Source organism: Streptomyces sp. NPDC031426, from assembly GCF_055581585.1.
In genome coordinates this window covers 299,207-317,723 of sequence record NZ_JBVIJE010000003.1, presented here as the reverse complement: position 1 = coordinate 317,723, position 18,517 = coordinate 299,207, and the positions used below count along the sequence as shown (strand labels likewise).

Below are 18,517 nucleotides of genomic sequence, written 5' to 3'. Positions count from 1 at the left end.
ATCATTTCAGAAGCAGGTTCGAATGTAAGTACAAACCATTGACACTCTCGGCTTCCGGGACCTACACCTGAGAGACATGAGCCCAGTACACCGCACCCCGCAGCGAACGGCACCGGGTGATCGCGCGGTCGACTCCCTCAGCTTTACCCTGGACCGCACCAGCCCGGTGCCGCTGTACTACCAGCTCGCCCAGCAGTTGGAGGCGGCGATCGAACACGGCACGCTGGCCCCGGGCAACCTCCTGGGCAACGAGGTCGACCTCTCCGTACGCCTCGGCCTGTCCCGCCCCACCGTGCGCCAGGCGATCCAGTCCCTGGTCGACAAGGGACTGCTGGTACGCCGCCGCGGCGTGGGCACGCAGGTCGTGCACAGCAAGGTCAGACGGCCGCTGGAGCTCAGCAGCCTCTACGACGACCTGGAGTCGGCCGGCCAGGGCCCGACCACCCGGGTGCTGCGCAACGAACGGGTCCCGGCGAGCGCGGAGGTGGCGGCCGCGCTCGGGCTCGCGGAGGGCACCGAGGTCACCGTCCTGGAGCGGCTGCGCCGCACCCACGGCCAGCCGGTGGCGTTCCTGTGCAACTACCTGCCCGCCTCGCTGCTCGAACTCCCCACACAGCAGCTGGAGTCGACGGGCCTGTACCGCATGATGCGGTCGGCCGGAATCGTCCTGCACAGCGCCCGTCAGTCCGTCGGCGCCCGCGGCGCGACGGCCGAGGAGGGCGCCCTGCTGGACGAGAAGGAAGGTGCGGCCCTGCTCACCATGCGGCGCACCGCGTACGACGTCACGGGCCGCCCCGTGGAGTACGGCAGCCATGTGTACCGGGCGTCGCGGTACGCCTTCGACTTCCAGCTACTGGTCCGTACCTGAACCGCCGGCCCGGACCCGAACCGCTGGTCAGCACCCGAAACGGAATCACCCGTGTTCACACAGCCCCCACGGCCGCCCGTGCCGTGGGGGCTGTCGGCTCTGCGCCCCGGTGAACACGCAGGTAACAGTGACGATTACGTTTCGGGCAAGAGACAGCCCAGGACGGGCCGACCTATTGACTCATGAGCGGACATGGGGCTGTTATTACGCCCACGATGTTCGGTCGAGTTGGTTTCTGATCGGTTTCGACGACCTTTCGGTGATCGACTCATCCCCTTGACTGAGCCCTGCATTCCTCAGGAGCCGCCATGCGCCTCTCCCCCTCCGGTCTCTCCGTCCCGGGTCCCAGCCGTCGTTCCGTTCTGCGCGGAGCAGGCAGTGCCGCGCTGCTCGCCGGTGCCGGCATACCCCTGCTGTCCGCCTGCGGAGGCAGCGGTTCCGCCTCGGACCCGAAGACCGTCACCCTCGGCTCCAACGCCTCGGACGCCGTGCCGAAGAAGGCCTTCGCGGCCGTGTACGCCGACTTCAAGAAGCAGTCCGGCATCACGGTCGATGTGAACACCAAGGACCACAACACCTTCCAGGAGCAGATCAACTCGTATCTGCAGGGCACGCCGGACGATGTCTTCAACTGGTTCGCGGGCTACCGCATGCAGTTCTTCGCGGCGAAGGGTCTGGCCTCGCCGATCGACGACGTGTGGGCGAAGATCGGGGACAACTTCCCGGACGCGATGAAGAAGCTCAGCAAGGGCCAGGACGGCAAGTACTACTTCGTGCCGCTGACGACGTACCCCTGGGCGATCTTCTACCGCAAGAGCGTCTTCCAGCAGCACGGCTACCAGGTGCCCACCACCTGGGACCAGTTGGTCGCCCTGTGCAAGCAGATGAAGAAGGACGGCCTGGTCCCGATCGCCTTCGGCGACAAGGACGCCTGGCCGGCGATGGGCACCTTCGACCAGATCAACTTCCGCCTCAACGGCTACGACTTCCACGTCCAGCTGATGGCGGGCAAGGCGGCCTGGACCGACCCCAAGGTGAAGGCCGTCTTCGACCACTGGAGCGAGCTCCTCCCCTACCACCAGGACGGCTTCATGGGCCGCACCTGGGAGGACGCCGCGCAGACGCTGGTGTCCAAGAAGGCCGGCATGTACCTCCTCGGTTCCTTCGTGGCCCAGCAGTTCACCAACAAGGCCGACCTGGACGACCTCGACTTCTTCCCCTTCCCGGAGATCAACTCCGCGTACGGCCAGGAGACGGTCGAGGCGCCCACCGACGGCTTCATGGTGAGCAAGTCCCCGAAGAACCACGACGGTGTCGTGAAGCTGCTGGAGTACCTGGGCAGTCCGGCTGCCGAGGAGATGTACCTCAAGACGGACCCGAGCGTGGTCGCCGCATCGAACAAGGCCAGCACCTCCGCGTACTCGGCGCTGCAGAAGAAGGCGTTCGACATGATCGGCAACGCCAAGAACCTCACCCAGTTCATGGACCGCGACTCCCGGCCCGACTTCACCTCCACGGTGATGCAGCCAGGACTGCAGAAGTTCCTGCAGAACCCGAAGGGCGTGGACAGCCTGCTGTCGTCCATCGAGCGCCAGAAGAAGACCATCTTCGCGTCCCAGTGAGCGGCCCGATGACGACCGATACGACCACGAAGTCCCCGGAGGCGGCCGCCGTGCCGCCTCCGGGCGCCTCGCCCGCGCGCACGCGGGCCACACACGGCCATCGCCGCCTGCTGACCCGCCGTGACCGGTTCACGCTCGCCCTGATGGCGGGCGTGCCGACGATCCTGCACGTGCTCCTGGTGTGGGTCACGGCCATCGCCTCGATCTTCCTCGCCTTCACCACCTGGGACGGCATCGGGTTCGACTCGATCAAGTGGGTGGGCCTGGACAACTTCAAACAACTCTTCAACGACAACCCGCAGTTCTGGCCCGCCGTCCAGCACAACATCATCTGGTTCGTCGTACTGATCCTGATCCCGACGCCGTTCGGCCTCTTCCTGGCCGTGCAGCTGGACAAGCGGATCCGCTTCAGCCGGATCTACCAGACCGCCTTCTTCCTGCCGGTCGTCATCTCGATGGCCTGCATCGGCTTCGTCTGGCAGCTGATCTACAACCCGGACACGGGCCTGATCAACAGCATCATCGGCGCCAACAAGCCGGGCCACTACATCGACTGGATCGGCGACCCGCACCTCAATCTGTGGGCGGTCCTCATCGCCGCGTCCTGGCGGCACACCGGCTACATGATGATCCTGTACCTGGCCGGCCTGAAGAGCGTCGACCCCTCCCTCAGGGAGGCCTCGGCGCTGGATGGCGCCAACGAGTGGCAGACGTTCAAGAGCGTCATCTTCCCGACCCTGCGCCCGACCAACACCGTCGTGCTGGTCGTCACGATCATCGAGGCACTGCGCGCCTTCGACCTGGTCTTCGTCTTCAACAAGGGCGCCCAGGGCACGGAGTTGCTGTCGATCCTGGTCACCAACAACATCATCGGCGAGTCCAGCCGCATCGGTTACGGCTCCGCCATCGCCGTCGTCCTGCTGGTGATCTCCCTCGCGGTGATCATCCCGTATCTGATCGCCACCTTCCGGAAGGAGCGGCGCGCATGAGCAGCACCACTCTGCCGCTGAAGCGGCGCGCCCCGATCCGCCCGGCCCGTGTCCTGCTGCACGTCTTCCTCGCCGGCACGGCGCTGGCGTGGCTGGCGCCGCTGCTGTGGGCGATCTTCTCGGCCATGCGGCCGTACAGCGAGACCAGCGCCAAGGGCTACGTCTCCTGGCCGAGCAAGCTGACGTTCGAGAACTTCACGAACGCGTTCAAACAGTCGGACATGCTGCACTACTTCGGCAACACGCTGGTCATCGCGATCCCGGCCGTGCTGCTGACGCTGTTCCTGTCCTCCTGTGTGGCGTTCTACGTCGCCCGGTTCGACTTCCGTCTGAACCTCGCCCTGCTGCTGGTCTTCACGGCCGGCAACCTGCTGCCGCAGCAGGTCATCATCACCCCGCTGTACCGGCTGTACCTGCTGACGAACCTGCCGGGCATCACCCAGAGCGGCAAGCTGTACGACTCCGCGCTCGGCCTGGTCCTCATCCACGTGGCGTTCCAGTCCGGGTTCTGCGCGTTCGTGCTGAGCAACTACATGCGCTCGCTGCCGCACGAGCTGACGGAGGCCGCGCTGGTCGACGGCGCCTCGGTGTGGCGGCTGTACTGGCAGATCACGCTGCCGCTGTGCAAGCCGGCGATGGCGGCCCTGGCGACCCTGCTGTCGATCTGGATCTACAACGACTTCTTCTGGGCGCTGGTGCTGATCTCGACCGGCCAGAACATGCCGATCACCTCGGCCCTGAACAACCTCTCCGGCCAGTACTTCACCGACCCCAACCTGGTCGCCGCGGGCTCGCTGCTGACCGCGATCCCGACCCTGGTCGTGTACTTCGCGCTCCAGCGTCAATTCGTCAGCGGCCTGACCCTGGGCTCCAACAAGGGCTGAGACACCCGCACGTGAAAGAGAACGACGTGAAGCGCACCCTGTCCGTCCCCGGCCTCGCCTACGGCGGCGACTACAACCCCGAGCAGTGGCCCGAGGAGGTGTGGGCCGAGGACATGCGCCTGATGCGCGAGGCCGGGGTGAACCTGGTCAGCGTCGGCATCTTCTCCTGGGCGCTGCTGGAGCCGGCCGAGGGCGTGTACGACTTCTCACGCCTGGACAAGGTCCTCGGCCTGCTGCACGAGAACGGCATCGCGGCCGATCTGGCCACGCCCACGGCGGCGCCTCCGGCGTGGTTCTTCCGCGCCCACCCAAAGGCGCTGCCGGTCGACCGCGACGGCCGCACCCTCTCCTACGGCAGCCGGCAGACCTTCTGCCCGTCCTCCCCCGCCTACCGCGAGGCCGCGCTGCGCATCGCGGGCGCGCTCGCCGAGCGGTACGCGGACCACCCGGCCGTGCGCATGTGGCACGTGCACAACGAGTACGGCTGCCACAACGCGGCCTGCTACTGCGACACCAGCGCGGCCGCGTTCCGCCGCTGGCTCCGGGCCCGCTACGGCGACGACCTGGCGACGCTCAACGACGCCTGGGGGACACGGTTCTGGAGCCAGTGGTACTACGACTGGGAGGAGATCCTGCCGCCGCGCGCCACCGGCGCCGTACCCAACCCGACCCACCAGCTGGACTGGCGCCGGTTCTGCTCCGACGAGCTGCTGTCGCTGTGCACGGCGGAACGGGACGTGCTGCGGGCGGCGGCACCGTCGATTCCGGCCACCACCAACTTCATGGTGATGTTCAACTTCGACGCGCTCGACTACTGGCGCTGGGCACCGGAGCTGGACATCGTCTCCAACGACCACTACCTGATGTCCACCGATCCGGCGTCGGAGATCGACATCGCGCTCAGCGGCGACCTGACCCGCTCCCTCGCGGGCGGCCCCTGGCTGCTCATGGAGCACTCCACCGGCGCGGTGAACTGGCAGTCCGTCAACCGTGCCAAGCGACCGGGCGAGTTGCGCCGCAACGCGCTCGCGCACGTGGCGCGCGGCGCGGACGGCATCGCGTACTTCCAGTGGCGGCAGTCGAAGGCGGGTGCGGAGCAGTGGCACTCGGCGATGGTGCCGCACGCGGGCACCGACAGCCGGATCTGGCGGGACGTGGTCCGACTGGGCGCGGACCTGCGGGCGTTGGCGGAGGTGCGGGACAGCACGAGTCCGGCCGAGGTGGCGATCGTCTGGGACTGGGACGCCCGCTGGGCCCTGGAACTGCCCTCGCAGCCCAGCGCCGAGCTGCGCTACGCCGACCTGGTCCGGGCCTGGTACGAGCCGCTGTGGCGGTCGGGCGTGGCGGTGGACTTCGTACGGCCGCAGGCGGACCTGTCCGCCTACCGCCTGGTCCTGGCGCCCAGCCTGTACCTGGTGGACGACGAAGGCGCGGCGAACCTCTCGGCGTTCGCCGAGCGCGGCGGCACCCTCGCCGTGGGCTTCCACAGCGGGGCCGTGGACGGCAACTCCCATGTTCGGCTGGGCGGTTACCCGGGCGCGTTCCGCGAGGTACTCGGCGTCCGCTCGGACGAACCGTTCCCGCTGCTGCCCGGCGAGCAGGTCGCGCTCTCCGGTGCGGTGCCGGACGGTGCGGCGGGCACGCTGTGGTCGGAGCGGCTGCGGCTGGAGGGCGCCGAGGCGGTCGCGTCGTACGCCGACGGCCCCCTGTCCGGCGTCCCCGCGGTGACCCGCCGCCCGCACGGCACCGGCGCCGCCTGGTACCTGGCCACGCTTCCGGACCCGGCCACCCTGACCGCGCTGCTGGACCGCGTCCGGGGCGAAGCGGGCGTGGAGCCGGTGCGTACGGCCCCGCCCGGTGTGGAGGTGGTCCGCCGGCGCGGCCCGGAGGCGGACTACCTGTTCGTCATCGACCACGCCGGGCAGGGCGCGGAGGTGCCGATCGCACCGGGGGCGACGGAACTCCTCACCGGCAAGGAGCTGCACGACTCGGTGACGGTCCCGCCGGGCGAGGTCGCCGTCGTACGGGAACCGCGGTGACCCTCACCGGGAGTCCGCTTCCGTGAGCAGGACCGCCAGGTGGTCGGCGAGGCGATGAGCCGATCGAGCCGCACCCCCTGGCGGGCCTGCGGAATCCATGCCGACGGCCGTGGAACGCGGCCTGAACGGCGTGCAGTTGGGCCCAGCGCCGGACGCGCTCGCCATCGAGCGCGGCGGCCTCGGCGAACACGTCCAGAGCCCGCCGCACGTCCTTCGACAGGTCACCGGCCGTGGCCCGGTGCACCGCGTAGGTCTTCAGCGGCGTGCCCGCGTCGTACGCCGGGTCGCCCGCGGATCCCTTGGGGTCGACCGCGAGCCACGGCTCGCGGTCGGCGCGCAGGATGTCGCGGGCGTGCGGGTCACCGTGGACGAGCGTCGGGCTCCTCGCGCGTCCGACGCGGCCCGGTCACGCAGCATTCCAGCGGTCTCGGCGACCGTCCCACCGTAGGTCTGGCGGAGGCCGTCTACCCGCAAAGCCCTCGTCCGAGCACTCGTAGCAAATCCGGCTGTCCCTCCAGTAGAACCGTCCGTCCCGGAGGACCTGCTGAAAGCGATCGGTAAGGGCCCACAGGGTCACCGCCCGATGGTGTTGAGTTCGGCGATCGCCTCGTCGGGCAGTTGCAGGTCAGCCGCGGCGATGTTCTCCCGCAGGTGAGCGACGGAGGAGGTTCCGGGGATCAGCACCGTCGACGGCGAGCGCTGCAGCAGCCAGGCGAGCGCCACCTGCTGCTCGGAGGCGCCGAGGCGGCGGGCGACGTCGCGCAGGGTCCGTGACCGCAGTGGGTGGAATCCGCCGCCAAGGGGGAAAAACGCGGCGTAGGCGATGTTCTCCTCGGCGCAGCGATCGACGAGGTCGTCGTCGGCGCGGTCGACCAGGTTGTACCGGTTCTGCACGGTGACCACGGGGGCGATGGCCTGGGCCTGGGTGAGCTGGGCGTCGGTGATCCCGCTGAGGCCGAGGTGACGGATCAGGCCCTGCTCACGCAGGCCGGCCAAGGTGCCGAACGGCTCGGCGATGGAGGACCCGTCACCGTCGAACGCGGCCGTGCGCAGGTTGACCACGTCCAGGGTCTCCAGGCCGAGGTGCCGGAGATTCTCGTGGACCTGGGCCTTGAGGTCGGCGGGGTCCAGGGAGGTGATCCAGCCGCCGGTGGCGCTGCGGCGGACGCCGACCTTGGTGACGATGTGCAGACCGGCCGGGTAGGGGTGCAGTGCCTCCTTGATCAGTTCATTGACGACAGTCGGCCCGTAGAAGTCGCTGGTGTCGATGTGGGTGATGCCGAGCTCGACCGCTGCGCGCAGCACGGCGATCGCCTGAGTGCGATCCTTGGGCGGTCCGAAGACACCGGGACCGGTCAGCTGCATCGCGCCGTATCCCATCCGAGTGATGCTCAGGTCGTCGGCGAGGGTTAGCGTCTGCAGGGCGGGGACACTCATCGGAAGGCCTCTCGGGTCTGTTCGCGGCATCGTTGCGGATCGCTCGGCGCGTCCATCGGGCAAGTTTCCATATTTGCGGCGGAGGCAGGGACGCGGTCGGGTGGAAGACGCGGTCGGGGGGGGGGGGGGGGGGGGGGGGGGGGGGACCCCCCCCCCCCCCCCCCCGTCCCCCCCCCCCCCCCCCCCCCCGACTGGTAGAAGACGAGCGGGCCTTGATTGTTCGTGAACTCTTCGAGTTTTTCACAAATAATCAAGTTGTCGACTCTGAGGTCGAGCCCCAGACCCCTCGTTCCTGCACGTCACCGCCGCTTCCTTGGCTGAACTCGACGGGAGTTCAGCCAAGGAAGCTCGCCGTGAGGTACGGCGAGCGCCGCGCCCGATGCATTCACGGCCGCGCCCAATCCTCCTGAAGCAGCATGCAGATGCTAGCGGCACACCGGCGGTTCATGCGACGGAGGCTGCCGGATTGTCTCCGATAGCCGCCTTGGCGATGTCATCCTGCGGGGAAGTTCGACGGACCGTCGCAAAGTTGAACGCCTTGTCGCGAATGGTGATCGTCCACGAGAGTCCGGACCTCTCGCCCACGGTAAGTCCCAACACGATGAGCGGCATATGCCACTCGTACTTCACGAGCGTGCCTCGGTCCGCATGGGCGTCCGAGCCGTCGTGCGCCGATACATTGCCGTAGTTGTTGACGGCAAAGACGTCGGGCGTGGCAATCATCTTCCCGATTCGGGCCTGGCCGGCTTCAATGAAGTCTTCTCGCCGCTCGACGCGAGACAGTGCGTCTATCTGCCGTTGCTCCTCGGCTCGATAGTAGTCACGGATCTGGATTCCCGTGCTTTGCGCGACTACGCTTCGCGGCACCGTCAGAAACCGAAGCGTGTTGCCAAGGGGCAGCTTCGGCGAGTAAAGACTGTTCTTGAGGACGAACATGTTTGCGCTGTCGCGGTCAAGGAAATCCGCCCTCATTTTTTCCAAGAAGGGGCCGATCTTGACCGGCGAGGCAGAGCCTTCGGCGAACGTGACGGGGAGTTCTTTGCTCGCACCGGAGGGCGAAGTCTCAGCGGGCGGCAAGAATTCTGCCAGCTCATCAGCCCGGATCCCCAGCTCTGCGAGGCCTTGGGCGATCCGGAAGCCGTCCTGCCGAGTCTTCAGGGTCTTCATGAGCGCCTGGTGGAATCGGAAGACCTTGTATCCGTCTTGCAGCGGAAACGGAATGCAGGTAAAGATTCCCTGCAGGTGCGGGTCGGAGCGATAGGTGACGGAGGCGAGCAGAAAGCTGTCGTAGTAGCTTTCGTACTTTTCCGCGAGGAGCCCCTGGAAGGACGAGAGGGGGAAATCCTCAGGAGTGTCGAAGGTCAGCTCCACCAGATGGCACTTGGAGAAGAGCGGATTCCCCCGGAAGAAGTGCGTCATGGCCTCCTCGAACTCGGTGAGATCGAAGGCCCTGTCCACCTTGTACGTGGAGAGCGCCGGAAAGAACTGTGACGCATCTATGAACGGGAACGTGGTCAGGGAGAGCCGAAGGATTTTGTCGGCGATGGAGACGGGCATTTGGTTACCTCCATTAACTGGTGTGTGCCGGGAAGCGCCGCCGGCGATTTCCCGCCAAAACGCGCCACATGATGCCCGGAGTGCACAATGTTGTCGGCGGTTCAAGCAAGTACTGGACTTTCAGGAATTTCTCGGTCACGACCATGTCCGTTTCGGCTGCGGCGAGCACCTTGTCCATGTAGGAGTTGATGAGCCGCACGGGAAGTGGCCTCGGGCCTTCGATCTGAGGCAGGGCCAGGTCACTGCCGGTGGCCATCTTCCAGGCGACGCCGATGGGTTTGGCGGCCTTGCGGAAGAATCGTTGCGCGACCTGATCCAGGTCACCGCTCAGCGAGTCACGCAGCGCCATCGCCTGGAGCGAGGCCACCGTCATCCCCTGGGCGTAGATGGGGTTGAAGCTGGATATCGCATCGCCCACCACCAGCAGCCTGCGCGGGAACCGGGTCAGCTTCTCATAGCGACGGCGCACGCTCGCCGGGAACCGGTGCGCGGAAATCTCGCTGAGCGGCTCGGCGTCGCGGATCGCCGCGAAGACGTGTTCGGGAACCAACGGCCTGGCGAACTCCACCCACTCGGCCGGGTCGGTCGGCGGATGGTGGTCGCGGTAACCGATCAGCGTCAGGACCCAGCGGCCGTCCTCCTCTTCCAGGAATTCCGCGCCCTTGGGGCTCCCCGGTGCGTGCCCGATGATCACGACCTTCTCACGGCCCATCGAACCAGGGGCCGGCCGCAGATACCGGCTGGTGTACATGATGTCGACGTCGATACGCTCCTCGAGCGGCGGCTCGTATCCCATCTCGACCAGCCACTTGGTGGTCCGGCCGGACCGGCCGGTCGCGTCCACCACCAGATCGGCGGGGATCACATCCTCGGAGCCGCTGCTCACGTACCTGACCCGCACACCGGTGACAGCGCCGTTGTCCGAGGTGGTCTCGAGGCCGGTGACCTGGCACTCGTCGATGAGCTTGATCTTCGCAAGATCCCCGATCCGGGCGCGGAGCCGACTCTCCAAATGCGGCCGGCTCGGCTGGTAGGTGCGGGACAGATCGGCGTACTCGCCGTCCATGCACAACAAGTGCCCGCCCAAGCTCATCCGCAGCTCGGCAGGTCCGTCGATGACGGGCGCGCCACCGGCAACGAAGTCGTCGAGTATCCCGGGGAACAGCTCCTCGAAGATCTTCGCACCCTTGGAGAGCAGGCCATGAGCGTGGCGGCCCTGCGGCACACCTCGCCGCTGAGTCCGCTGCCCCTCCGGCAACTGGTCACGCTCTACCACCGTTACCCGGTCGAATGCCTCGGAGAGCACCCGGGCGGCAAGCAGACCCGAGATACTCGCGCCCAGCACCACCGCATGTTCACCGATACGCTTCACTGGAGTTCCTTCTGGTTGGGCAAGTGTCTTGTGTGGGGTATGCCATACCCATATATGGGTGATCGCGGCCAATACTCGGGCGACAGTTTCCCGAATCCTTCGATATGGAAATCGTCGAGTTGTTCGGTGTGCACCGCGAATGTAGGTGCCCCATAGGTTTGGCCACCGCACGTGGCGCAGTATTGGCTTGTTCGTTCCATCGAGCGCGGCTCGCTTGGCCGAAATTCACGTCGGACGCGAGGCTCCAGCGCGTCGGCGACCAGGCTGGCGGCACGTGTCCGGGCGCCGGTACCGGGCCGGAGCTCCGGGCTGCCGAAGTAGTCGCGGGCGTCCCTCGCACAAGGGACAGGAGTGCAGGCCGGCCGGCGGGCGGGCCGACTCCCGGACGGTCGACTGGCCGTCGCTCTGAGCCCCCATCGGTGGATCGGGGCTCGGAGCTCGTAACGCGATCACGCTGTCGGCTTGTTGATCCTTCGTCAGCAGATGAGGGCGCATGCGAGTGAGTCGTGGAGGTCGAGGCGTCGTTCCCAGCGGGTGGCGAGCCGCTTGAACTGATGGAGCAGGGCGAAGGTCCGCTCGATGACATGGCGGAGCTTGCCGAGGCCGCGGATGTCGGGCTCGCCTCGACGGGAGATGACAGGCAGGATCCGCCGCCGGGTCAGCTCGCGTCGGACGTGCCGACCGTCGCAACCCTTGTCACCGGCAAGGGACTCGGGCCGCTTGCGTGGCCGACCCGGTCGGCCGGCCGCGGACGGGACGCCGTCGACCAGGGCGACCCGGCCGCGGACGGGACGCCGTCGACCGGGGCGAGTGCCTGGGTGATGTCGGGGACGTTGCCGCCGGTCGTGATCACTTTCAGCGGCGTGCCGCTGCCGTCGCGGATCAGGTGGTGTTCGCTGCCCGACTTGCCGCGATCGACCGGCGACGGGCCAGCCCCGGCACCCCCCTTTTCGCCCGCACGTGGGAGGAGTCCACGCAGGCGCGCGTCCAGTCGGTCCGCCGGGCCGCGTTCAGCTCCGCGAGCAGTGTCCGGTGGACCTGGTCGAACACTCCCGCTTCCGTCCACCGGCACAGCCGGCGCCAGCGGGTCTGCCCCGAGCCGAAGCCCAGTTCAGGCGGCAACTGCTGCCACGTGATGCCCGTGAACAGCACGAACAGGATCCCCTGCAGGCACAGCCGGTCGTGCACCGGCCGCGGTCCCGGGGAGCGCTCCGGCCACGGCGGCAGGACCGGCTCGATCAGCGCCCACAGCTCGTCATCGACCATCCACGGTGCACTCACACCACCACAACGGACGAATCGTCACACCGGACACGGCACACCAGCCCACAGCCACAAGATCGTGTTACGAGTGCTCAGGCAGATTCACGCCTGCCATGGAGCAGATCCATCAGACGGTGATACCGGCTGGAATTTTTCGGCCAGACAGCGGTGAGCGGCTTCCCGAACCAGCCGGGGTATGAACAAGATTTCGCCTACCCGTCGTGCACGGGAGGGGGGTTCAACAGAAATCTCATGAACCAATGCATGATTGTGCTCTTTCGGCGTCGTCATGACTGGTTTCGTCTGCCCTTGTGCGCGCGGTGGTCCCGCTTTACTTCGGCACTACAGGAAGAGCCAATGGTCGACATCACCGGCACCGCTGAAACCACCGATACGTTGTCGAGCTCCCGCGGCGACGCGAAGCTGCGAGCGAGCAACCGTGCGATCGTGGAGCAGTACATGAATACCCGCGGGCAGGATCGCCTGCGCCGGCACCTTCTGTTCACCGAAGACGGCACCGGTGGTCTCTGGACGACCGAAACCGGAGAGCCGATCGTCATCACGGGCAGGGATCGACTGGGTGACCACGCCCAATGGTCGCTCAAGTGCTTCCCCGACTGGGCCTGGACGAACATCGAGATCTTCGACACGCAGGACCCCAACCAGTTCTGGGTCGAATGCGACGGCGAGGGAACGATCCGCTTCCCCGACTATCCCGACGGCCACTACCGCAATCACTTCCTGCACTCCTTCCTGTTCGAGAACGGGAAGATCAAGCGCCAGCGCGAGTTCATGAACCCCTGCCAGCAGTTCAGGGCGCTGGGCATCGCCGTCCCTCAGGTCAAGCGGGCCGACATACCGACCTGAACGCCGTTCGCCGGGCGTCTTCTTGTCAACCAATGGAGAAGGTCGTTGTGGGAAACATCCTTGCCGAAATCGAGAGGTCCCAGGCGCGCCACCAGCCCGAATGGGACAATCCCTCACAGGTCGAGCTCGTACGAGCGATGCTGTCATCCGTCACACCGCTGGTGACCGCGGCGCAGGTAGAGAACCTCCGCTCCCACCTGGCCCGCGTCGCCGCCGGCGAGACGCAGGTGCTGCAGGCCGGGGATTGTGCGGAGGACCCAGCCGAGTGCACCGCTGGGCACATTCAAGCCAAGACCGAACTCATCGACCTGCTCGCCCAGAGCCTGGAGACCGCCACCGGCAAGCAGAGCCTGCGGGTCGGGCGGATCGCAGGGCAGTTCTCCAAGCCCCGCTCCAGCCAGGTCGAAAAAATCGGCGATGACGAACTGCCGTCCTTCTTCGGGCACATGATCAACGGGCCGGAGCCTACCCACGAGAGCAGGCGCCCCGATCCACTGCGCATGCTCACGGGCTACATGGCGGCGCGGGAGATCATGACGCAGCTCGGGTGGGTCGGGTCAGCACCTCGGCTTGACGGATCTGCTGTCTGGACCAGCCATGAAGCGCTGCTTCTGGACTATGAGATGTCGATGCTCCGAGAGCTCGACGGCGGTCGGCCCTTGCTCGGCTCCACCCACTGGCCGTGGATCGGCGAGCGGACCCGGCAGATCGACGGCCCGCACGTCGCACTGCTCGCCCAGGTGGTCAACCCGGTTGCCTGCAAGGTCGGCCCGTCAATGACCGCCAGCGAGATCGTCGAGCTGTGCGACCGGTTGGACCCGGAGCGGGAGCCGGGCCGGCTCTCACTCATCGTGCGCATGGGCGCCGACCTCGTCGCTGACAGGCTGCCCCGGCTCGTCGAGGCCGTGAAGTCGGCCGGGCACCCGGTGGTCTGGCTCAGCGACCCGATGCACGGGAACACCGAATGCGCGGCTGACGGCACCAAATACCGGCTCGTGGAAACCGTCGCCCGGGAAGTCCGCGGCTTCCGGCGGGTCCTGGACCTGTCGGGGGTTGCGGCCGGGGGGCTTCACCTCGAGGCGACCCCCGACGACGTGACCGAGTGCGTGCTGGACACGGCCGAACTGGGGTCGGGTCCCGTCACCAGCCTGTGTGATCCGCGACTCAACACCCGTCAGGCCATCAAGGTGGTCTCGGCGTGGTCCGAGTACTGAGATTCCTAGAGAGGGAGCCGTTGATGACGGGAATACCGCCGATCGCGCCTTACAGACTGCCGCCGAGGGATGCGCTGCCGGATAACACCGTGCGCTGGACCGTCGACCCGGACCGGGCGGTGCTCCTCATCCATGACATGCAGAGCTATTTCCTCAAGCCCTTTGAGGACGGCATGCGCAGCGAATTGGTGAGTAACATCGCCGACCTCAAGAAGCGCTGCGGAGCGCTGGGGGTGCCGGTGGCCTACACCGCCCAGCCCGGCGGAATGACGGACCGGCAACGTGGGCTCCTGAAGGACTTCTGGGGCCCCGGCATGCGCACTGCCGAGGCCGACCGCGCGGTCGTGCCCGAACTCGAACCCGACGCGGACGACTGGATGAGCACGAAATGGCGCTACAGTGCGTTCTTCGGGTCGGAGCTGCTGCAGCGCATGCGCGCGCTACAGCGTGACCAGTTGATCATTTGCGGCGTCTACGCGCACATCGGTGTGCTGTCGACCGCTTTGGAAGCGTTCTCCAACGACATCCAGCCCTTCCTGGTCGCCGACGCCCTCGGCGACTTCTCCGAAGACCGCCACAAAATGACCCTCGAATACGCGGCACGGTGCTGCGCCATGGTGGTCCGAACCGAGGACGTGCTCGCATGAGCGCCCTGCTTGAGCAGGTTCTCGCGCTGGAACTGCCCGCCTTCGCGATCATCCACCGTCCCGAAAGCGGCTCCGCCGGCACGCTGGACGTCCTGACCGGCCAGGTGACCGAGTACAAGTCGCTGAACGACATCCCGTTGGCCGACGACTCCGGGCCGGGTCCCGCGCTCGACACGCTGGTGCTCGTCCCCTACCGGCAGCTGGCCGATCGCGGCTTCGCCGCGCGGGACGACGCCACGCCCCTGCTCGGGATGAGCCTCACCGCTCGCGACACGGTGCCGGTTGCCGAAGCGCTCGCCGGCTTCCCGCAGGTCCCGACGGAATTGACCGACGGACACTTCGACGTGGACGACGACGCCTATGCGCAGATGGTGCGTCAGATCGTCACCGAGGAGATCGGCACCGGCGAGGGTGCCAACTTCGTGATGAAGCGCTCGTTCGTCGCGGACATCGGCGACTACTCGCTGACCAGCGCCCTGTCGTTCTTCCGGCGGCTGTTGGAGCGCGAGGAGAAGGCCTACTGGACCTTCATCATCCACACCGGCCGCAACACTCTCGTCGGTGCGACACCGGAGCGCCACGTCTCGCTCGTCGGCGGCACGGCCGTCATGAACCCGATCAGCGGCACGTACCGGTATCCGTCCGGCGGCCCCAGCCTGCAGGGGGTCATGGAGTTCCTCGCCGACACCAAGGAGACCGACGAGCTCTACATGGTCCTCGACGAGGAACTGAAGATGATGGCCCGGCTGTGCGATGACGGCGGGCGCGTCCACGGGCCGTACCTGAAGGAAATGGCGCGGCTGGCGCACACCGAATACCTGATCGAGGGCAGGACCAACCGCGATGTGCGCGAGGTCCTGCACGAGACGATGTTCGCCCCGACCGTCACCGGAAGCCCGCTGGAGAGCGCCGCCAAGGTCATCTCGCGCTACGAGCCGAAAGGACGCGGCTACTACAGCGGGGTCGCCGCGCTGATCGGACGGGACGCGGCCGGACAGCAGACACTTGACTCGGCGATCTTGATCCGGACGGCCGACATCGATCCCGGCGGCCGGATGAACATTTCCGTGGGGGCCACACTGGTGCGACACTCCGACCCGATGGCTGAGGCCGCCGAGACCCACATCAAGCTGGCGACCCTGCTCAACGCGCTCAAGTCCGACCGTTCATCCGGCTACGCGGCCAACCCGGAGGTCCGCGCCGCCCTGGAGCGCCGCAACGAGGGGATCGCGGACTTCTGGCTCCGGGACAAGGATGACCGCCCGTCGGCCGGGGCCTTGCTGGACGGCATGACGGCACTGGTCGTGGATGCGGAGGACACCTTCACCGCGATGCTCGACCAGCAGTTGCGGTCACTGGGGTTGTCCGTGGAGGTCCGGCGCTTCGACGAGCCTTACGACGTGGCGGCCTACGACCTGACGGTCTTCGGTCCCGGTCCGGGAGATCCGCGGATGACCTCCCACCCCAAGATCGCCAAGCTGCGGCAGTCGATCGACACCGCGCTGGCGAGTCGCCGGCCGATGCTGGCCGTGTGCCTGAGCCATCAGGTGCTCAGCACGAAGCTCGGCTTCGAGCTGCACCGCCGCGAGGTACCCAACCAGGGCGTACAGCGTGAGATCGAACTGTTCGGCGTGCCCGAACGAGTGGGCTTCTACAACACGTTCGCCGCGCACAGCGCGGTGAGCGAGCGAACCGTCGAAGGGATCGGCGTGGTCGAGGTGAGCCGAGACCAGGAGACCGGCGAGGTGAACGCGCTACGCGGGCCGGGCTTCGTCTCGATGCAGTTCCACGCCGAGTCGGTGCTCACCGTCGACGGCCCGCGCATCATCAGAGAGGCGATACAGGGGGTGCTCGGCCGATGAGAGTGGATGTCGTCTGGTGGGACCTGGCCGGGTCCCACCAGACCGTCGAATCCCTGGAGAAGGACCTTCGTGACGGCTCCGTCGAGCCGTGGCACGAGGTCAAGGGACTGCGCCTGAAGCTGTGGATCGCCGACCGTGAACGCGGCCGTTGGGGCGCGGTCATGTGGTGGGATCCGGACGTTCCGGCAGATCAGCAGCTGCCCCCCAACCGTGCGGCCGAGCTGATCGGGTACGCACCCGACCACCGCGCCAGCTTCGACGTCGCAGCGGTGGCCGAGGGACTCGACTCTCTCGGACTCGCCTTCTCCGCCGGGCCCTCGATACCGGCACAAGCCGTGGAGCGCCGATAATGCACCGATACATGGTCGTAGACGCCTTTGCCAGCGAGCCGCTGCTGGGCAACCCGGTCGCCGTCTTCTTCGACAGCGAGGACCTGACCGGTGAGACGATGCAACGCATCGCGAAGGAAATGAACCTCTCCGAGGTCACCTTCGTGCTGCCGGCCGAGCAAGGCGGCGACGCACGGATCAGGATCTTCACCCCGGTGAACGAACTGCCGTTCGCCGGGCACCCGATGCTCGGCACAGCCTTCGCGCTCGGTCGGGCGTGGGGACGCGACAGGCTGCGGCTGGAGACCGCGATGGGTGTCATCCCGTTCGAGCTGGGCACCCGCGACGGCGCCGCGTGGGTCCAGATGGAGCAGCCGGTTCCCAGTTCGAAGCCCTACGATCTCGCCACGGAGCTCCTGGCCGCACTCGGGGTCGGGTCATCGACGGCCCCGGTCGAGATTTACCGCAACGGGCCGCGTCACGTGTTCGTGGGGTTGAGCGACGTCGAAGCGCTTTCCGCTCTCCACCCGGATCATCGCGCCCTCTCGCGCTTCCCCGATATGGCCGCCAACTGCTTCGCCAAGGCAGACGGGGGTTGGCGGACGCGGATGTTCTCCCCCGCCTACGGTGTGGTCGAGGACGCGGCGACCGGTTCCGCTGCCGGGCCTCTCGCGATTCACCTGGCCAGACACGGGTTCGCCGAATACGGGCAGGAGATCAAAATTACCCAGGGCGTGGAAATGGGACGCCCGTCGGTCATGAGGGCGACCGCCGACGGGGTCGGCGAGTCAGTCAGCTCGGTCCACGTCGGCGGGCACGCCGTCATGGTTGCCGAGGGAACAATCAACGTCTAGCGGGGGACCTTTCATGGACGCAAGTGGATACGAGTCCCTCAGCGGGAAGGTCGACCTCTCCTTCCCCGAGTACGACCAGCCGCCGTCGGAGCCTCTCCAGCTGGTGCGCAGCTGGCTTTCCGAGGCACGGGAAAGCGGAGTCCGCGAGCCCAGCGCGCTGGCGCTGGCCACCGCGGACTCCCGCGGTCGCGCCTCCAACCGGATAGTCGCCATCACCGATGTCACTGACCTCGGTCTGGTGTTCACCAGCCACAGCTGCAGCCAGAAGGGACGCGAACTCGCTGCTACGGGGTGGGCGTCGGGTTTGCTGTACTGGAGAGAGACCGGTCAGCAGATCATTCTCTCCGGTCCCGTCGTGCTCCTGCCCGAGGCCGAGTCGGACGCCCTGTGGTCCGCCCGGCCGATTCCGTTGCACGCCATGTCGACGGTCACCCGGCAGAGTGAGCCGCTGGCGGACCTGGAGGACGTCGAGGCCCTGCGCGCCAGGGCACGCAGCGTGGAACTGACCGGGTCGCCCCAGCCCCGGCCGGAGTTCTTCGTCGGCTACCGGCTGCAGCCCGACGTCGTCGAATTCTGGTCCGCCAGCTCGGACCGGCTGCACCGCAGGTTGCGCTATGACCGCGACTCGCTCGAGTGGCGTACGAGCCGGCTGCAACCGTAGTCCCCGCTCTTTCGACAAACCCTCTTGCGCTCACCGCCTTTCACCGCTTCGG

Annotated in this window: 16 protein-coding genes and 1 pseudogene; 12 read left to right on the top strand and 5 right to left on the bottom strand. The window is 67.1% G+C overall.

Annotation, left to right across the window (positions count from 1 at the left end; all coding sequences use genetic code 11):
* Positions 1 to 76 precede the first annotated feature (76 nt).
* The 5 genes from ACZ5NH_RS06910 to ACZ5NH_RS06890 all read left to right on the top strand — a co-directional run bounded on the left by ACZ5NH_RS06910 (position 77) and on the right by ACZ5NH_RS06890 (position 6,402).
* Positions 77 to 868: a GntR family transcriptional regulator gene (locus tag ACZ5NH_RS06910; RefSeq protein WP_468773298.1), complete on the top strand. Its 792-nt coding sequence runs from the start codon at positions 77 to 79 to the stop codon at positions 866 to 868.
* Between the two features lie 308 nt (positions 869 to 1,176).
* On the top strand, positions 1,177 to 2,490 hold the full coding sequence (locus ACZ5NH_RS06905) for an ABC transporter substrate-binding protein (RefSeq protein ID WP_388626811.1): 1,314 nt from the start codon (positions 1,177 to 1,179) through the stop codon (positions 2,488 to 2,490).
* Positions 2,491 to 2,498: 8 nt separating this feature from the next.
* On the top strand, positions 2,499 to 3,479 hold the full coding sequence (locus ACZ5NH_RS06900; RefSeq protein ID WP_388626812.1) for a carbohydrate ABC transporter permease: 981 nt from the start codon (positions 2,499 to 2,501) through the stop codon (positions 3,477 to 3,479).
* Entirely contained in the window at positions 3,476 to 4,363 is an 888-nt protein-coding gene (locus ACZ5NH_RS06895; protein ID WP_388626814.1) for a carbohydrate ABC transporter permease, read from the top strand. The genes ACZ5NH_RS06900 and ACZ5NH_RS06895 overlap by 4 nt, the downstream gene beginning before the upstream one ends.
* A gap of 26 nt (positions 4,364 to 4,389) precedes the next feature.
* Positions 4,390 to 6,402 (top strand): beta-galactosidase, encoded by a 2,013-nt coding sequence (locus tag ACZ5NH_RS06890; protein ID WP_468773297.1) that lies wholly within the window; start codon positions 4,390 to 4,392, stop codon positions 6,400 to 6,402.
* Here ACZ5NH_RS06890 and ACZ5NH_RS06885 read toward each other — a convergent pair.
* From ACZ5NH_RS06885 to ACZ5NH_RS06865, 5 genes and pseudogenes are all read right to left on the bottom strand, one after another.
* The gene (locus ACZ5NH_RS06885; protein ID WP_468773518.1) at positions 6,329 to 6,742 is read right to left on the bottom strand and encodes an aminoglycoside phosphotransferase family protein; all 414 of its coding nucleotides are present in this window, start codon (positions 6,740 to 6,742) and stop codon (positions 6,329 to 6,331) included. The two genes, ACZ5NH_RS06890 and ACZ5NH_RS06885, sit on opposite strands and share 74 nt — an antisense overlap.
* A gap of 233 nt (positions 6,743 to 6,975) precedes the next feature.
* Positions 6,976 to 7,839 (bottom strand): oxidoreductase, encoded by an 864-nt coding sequence (locus ACZ5NH_RS06880; protein WP_468773296.1) that lies wholly within the window; start codon positions 7,837 to 7,839, stop codon positions 6,976 to 6,978.
* A 444-nt stretch (positions 7,840 to 8,283) separates the two neighbouring features.
* Positions 8,284 to 9,396 carry a hypothetical protein gene (locus ACZ5NH_RS06875; RefSeq protein ID WP_468773295.1) on the bottom strand — a complete coding sequence of 371 codons (1,113 nt, stop codon included), beginning with the start codon at positions 9,394 to 9,396 and terminating at the stop codon, positions 8,284 to 8,286.
* A 13-nt stretch (positions 9,397 to 9,409) separates the two neighbouring features.
* The gene (locus ACZ5NH_RS06870) at positions 9,410 to 10,768 is read right to left on the bottom strand and encodes an FAD-dependent oxidoreductase (protein WP_451556812.1); all 1,359 of its coding nucleotides are present in this window, start codon (positions 10,766 to 10,768) and stop codon (positions 9,410 to 9,412) included.
* Positions 10,769 to 11,244: 476 nt separating this feature from the next.
* Positions 11,245 to 12,034, bottom strand: a pseudogene (locus ACZ5NH_RS06865) (IS5 family transposase).
* Between the two features lie 354 nt (positions 12,035 to 12,388).
* On the opposite strand from ACZ5NH_RS06865, the gene ACZ5NH_RS06860 reads away from it, so the two are divergent.
* The 7 genes from ACZ5NH_RS06860 to phzG are packed head-to-tail and all read left to right on the top strand — an operon-like array spanning position 12,389 to position 18,465.
* Positions 12,389 to 12,898, top strand: a complete 510-nt coding sequence (locus ACZ5NH_RS06860; protein WP_468773294.1) for a PhzA/PhzB family protein — start codon at positions 12,389 to 12,391, stop codon at positions 12,896 to 12,898.
* 32 nt (positions 12,899 to 12,930) lie between these two features.
* The gene (locus tag ACZ5NH_RS06855) at positions 12,931 to 14,112 is read left to right on the top strand and encodes a 3-deoxy-7-phosphoheptulonate synthase (protein WP_468773293.1); all 1,182 of its coding nucleotides are present in this window, start codon (positions 12,931 to 12,933) and stop codon (positions 14,110 to 14,112) included.
* A gap of 23 nt (positions 14,113 to 14,135) precedes the next feature.
* Positions 14,136 to 14,759, top strand: a complete 624-nt coding sequence (locus tag ACZ5NH_RS06850) for an isochorismatase family protein (RefSeq protein ID WP_468773292.1) — start codon at positions 14,136 to 14,138, stop codon at positions 14,757 to 14,759.
* Positions 14,756 to 16,621: an anthranilate synthase family protein gene (locus ACZ5NH_RS06845; RefSeq protein WP_468773291.1), complete on the top strand. Its 1,866-nt coding sequence runs from the start codon at positions 14,756 to 14,758 to the stop codon at positions 16,619 to 16,621. The genes ACZ5NH_RS06850 and ACZ5NH_RS06845 overlap by 4 nt, the downstream gene beginning before the upstream one ends.
* Positions 16,618 to 16,971, top strand: coding sequence for a hypothetical protein (locus ACZ5NH_RS06840; RefSeq protein ID WP_468773290.1), 354 nt, complete (start codon positions 16,618 to 16,620; stop codon positions 16,969 to 16,971). Before ACZ5NH_RS06845 ends, ACZ5NH_RS06840 begins: the two co-directional genes overlap by 4 nt.
* Before the next feature lie 11 nt (positions 16,972 to 16,982).
* Positions 16,983 to 17,804: a PhzF family phenazine biosynthesis protein gene (locus ACZ5NH_RS06835; RefSeq protein ID WP_468773289.1), complete on the top strand. Its 822-nt coding sequence runs from the start codon at positions 16,983 to 16,985 to the stop codon at positions 17,802 to 17,804.
* Between the two features lie 13 nt (positions 17,805 to 17,817).
* Positions 17,818 to 18,465, top strand: a complete 648-nt coding sequence (gene phzG, locus ACZ5NH_RS06830) for a phenazine biosynthesis FMN-dependent oxidase PhzG (protein ID WP_468773288.1) — start codon at positions 17,818 to 17,820, stop codon at positions 18,463 to 18,465.
* The last annotated feature ends 52 nt before the right edge of the window (positions 18,466 to 18,517 follow it).

Bases quoted from the DNA above. Each gene is read 5' to 3' on its own strand.
- ACZ5NH_RS06855 (WP_468773293.1), top strand. From the start codon at position 12,931: ATGGAGAAGGTCGTTGTGGGAAACATCCTTGCCGAAATCGAGAGGTCC.
- ACZ5NH_RS06840 (WP_468773290.1), top strand. From the start codon at position 16,618: ATGAGAGTGGATGTCGTCTGGTGGGACCTGGCCGGGTCCCACCAGACC.
- ACZ5NH_RS06895 (WP_388626814.1), top strand. From the start codon at position 3,476: ATGAGCAGCACCACTCTGCCGCTGAAGCGGCGCGCCCCGATCCGCCCG.
- ACZ5NH_RS06845 (WP_468773291.1), top strand. From the start codon at position 14,756: ATGAGCGCCCTGCTTGAGCAGGTTCTCGCGCTGGAACTGCCCGCCTTC.
- phzG (WP_468773288.1), top strand. From the start codon at position 17,818: ATGGACGCAAGTGGATACGAGTCCCTCAGCGGGAAGGTCGACCTCTCC.
- ACZ5NH_RS06910 (WP_468773298.1), top strand. From the start codon at position 77: ATGAGCCCAGTACACCGCACCCCGCAGCGAACGGCACCGGGTGATCGC.
- ACZ5NH_RS06850 (WP_468773292.1), top strand. From the start codon at position 14,136: ATGACGGGAATACCGCCGATCGCGCCTTACAGACTGCCGCCGAGGGAT.
- ACZ5NH_RS06835 (WP_468773289.1), top strand. From the start codon at position 16,983: ATGGTCGTAGACGCCTTTGCCAGCGAGCCGCTGCTGGGCAACCCGGTC.
- ACZ5NH_RS06880 (WP_468773296.1), bottom strand. From the start codon at position 7,839: ATGAGTGTCCCCGCCCTGCAGACGCTAACCCTCGCCGACGACCTGAGC.
- ACZ5NH_RS06905 (WP_388626811.1), top strand. From the start codon at position 1,177: ATGCGCCTCTCCCCCTCCGGTCTCTCCGTCCCGGGTCCCAGCCGTCGT.
- ACZ5NH_RS06875 (WP_468773295.1), bottom strand. From the start codon at position 9,396: ATGCCCGTCTCCATCGCCGACAAAATCCTTCGGCTCTCCCTGACCACG.
- ACZ5NH_RS06860 (WP_468773294.1), top strand. From the start codon at position 12,389: ATGGTCGACATCACCGGCACCGCTGAAACCACCGATACGTTGTCGAGC.
- ACZ5NH_RS06900 (WP_388626812.1), top strand. From the start codon at position 2,499: ATGACGACCGATACGACCACGAAGTCCCCGGAGGCGGCCGCCGTGCCG.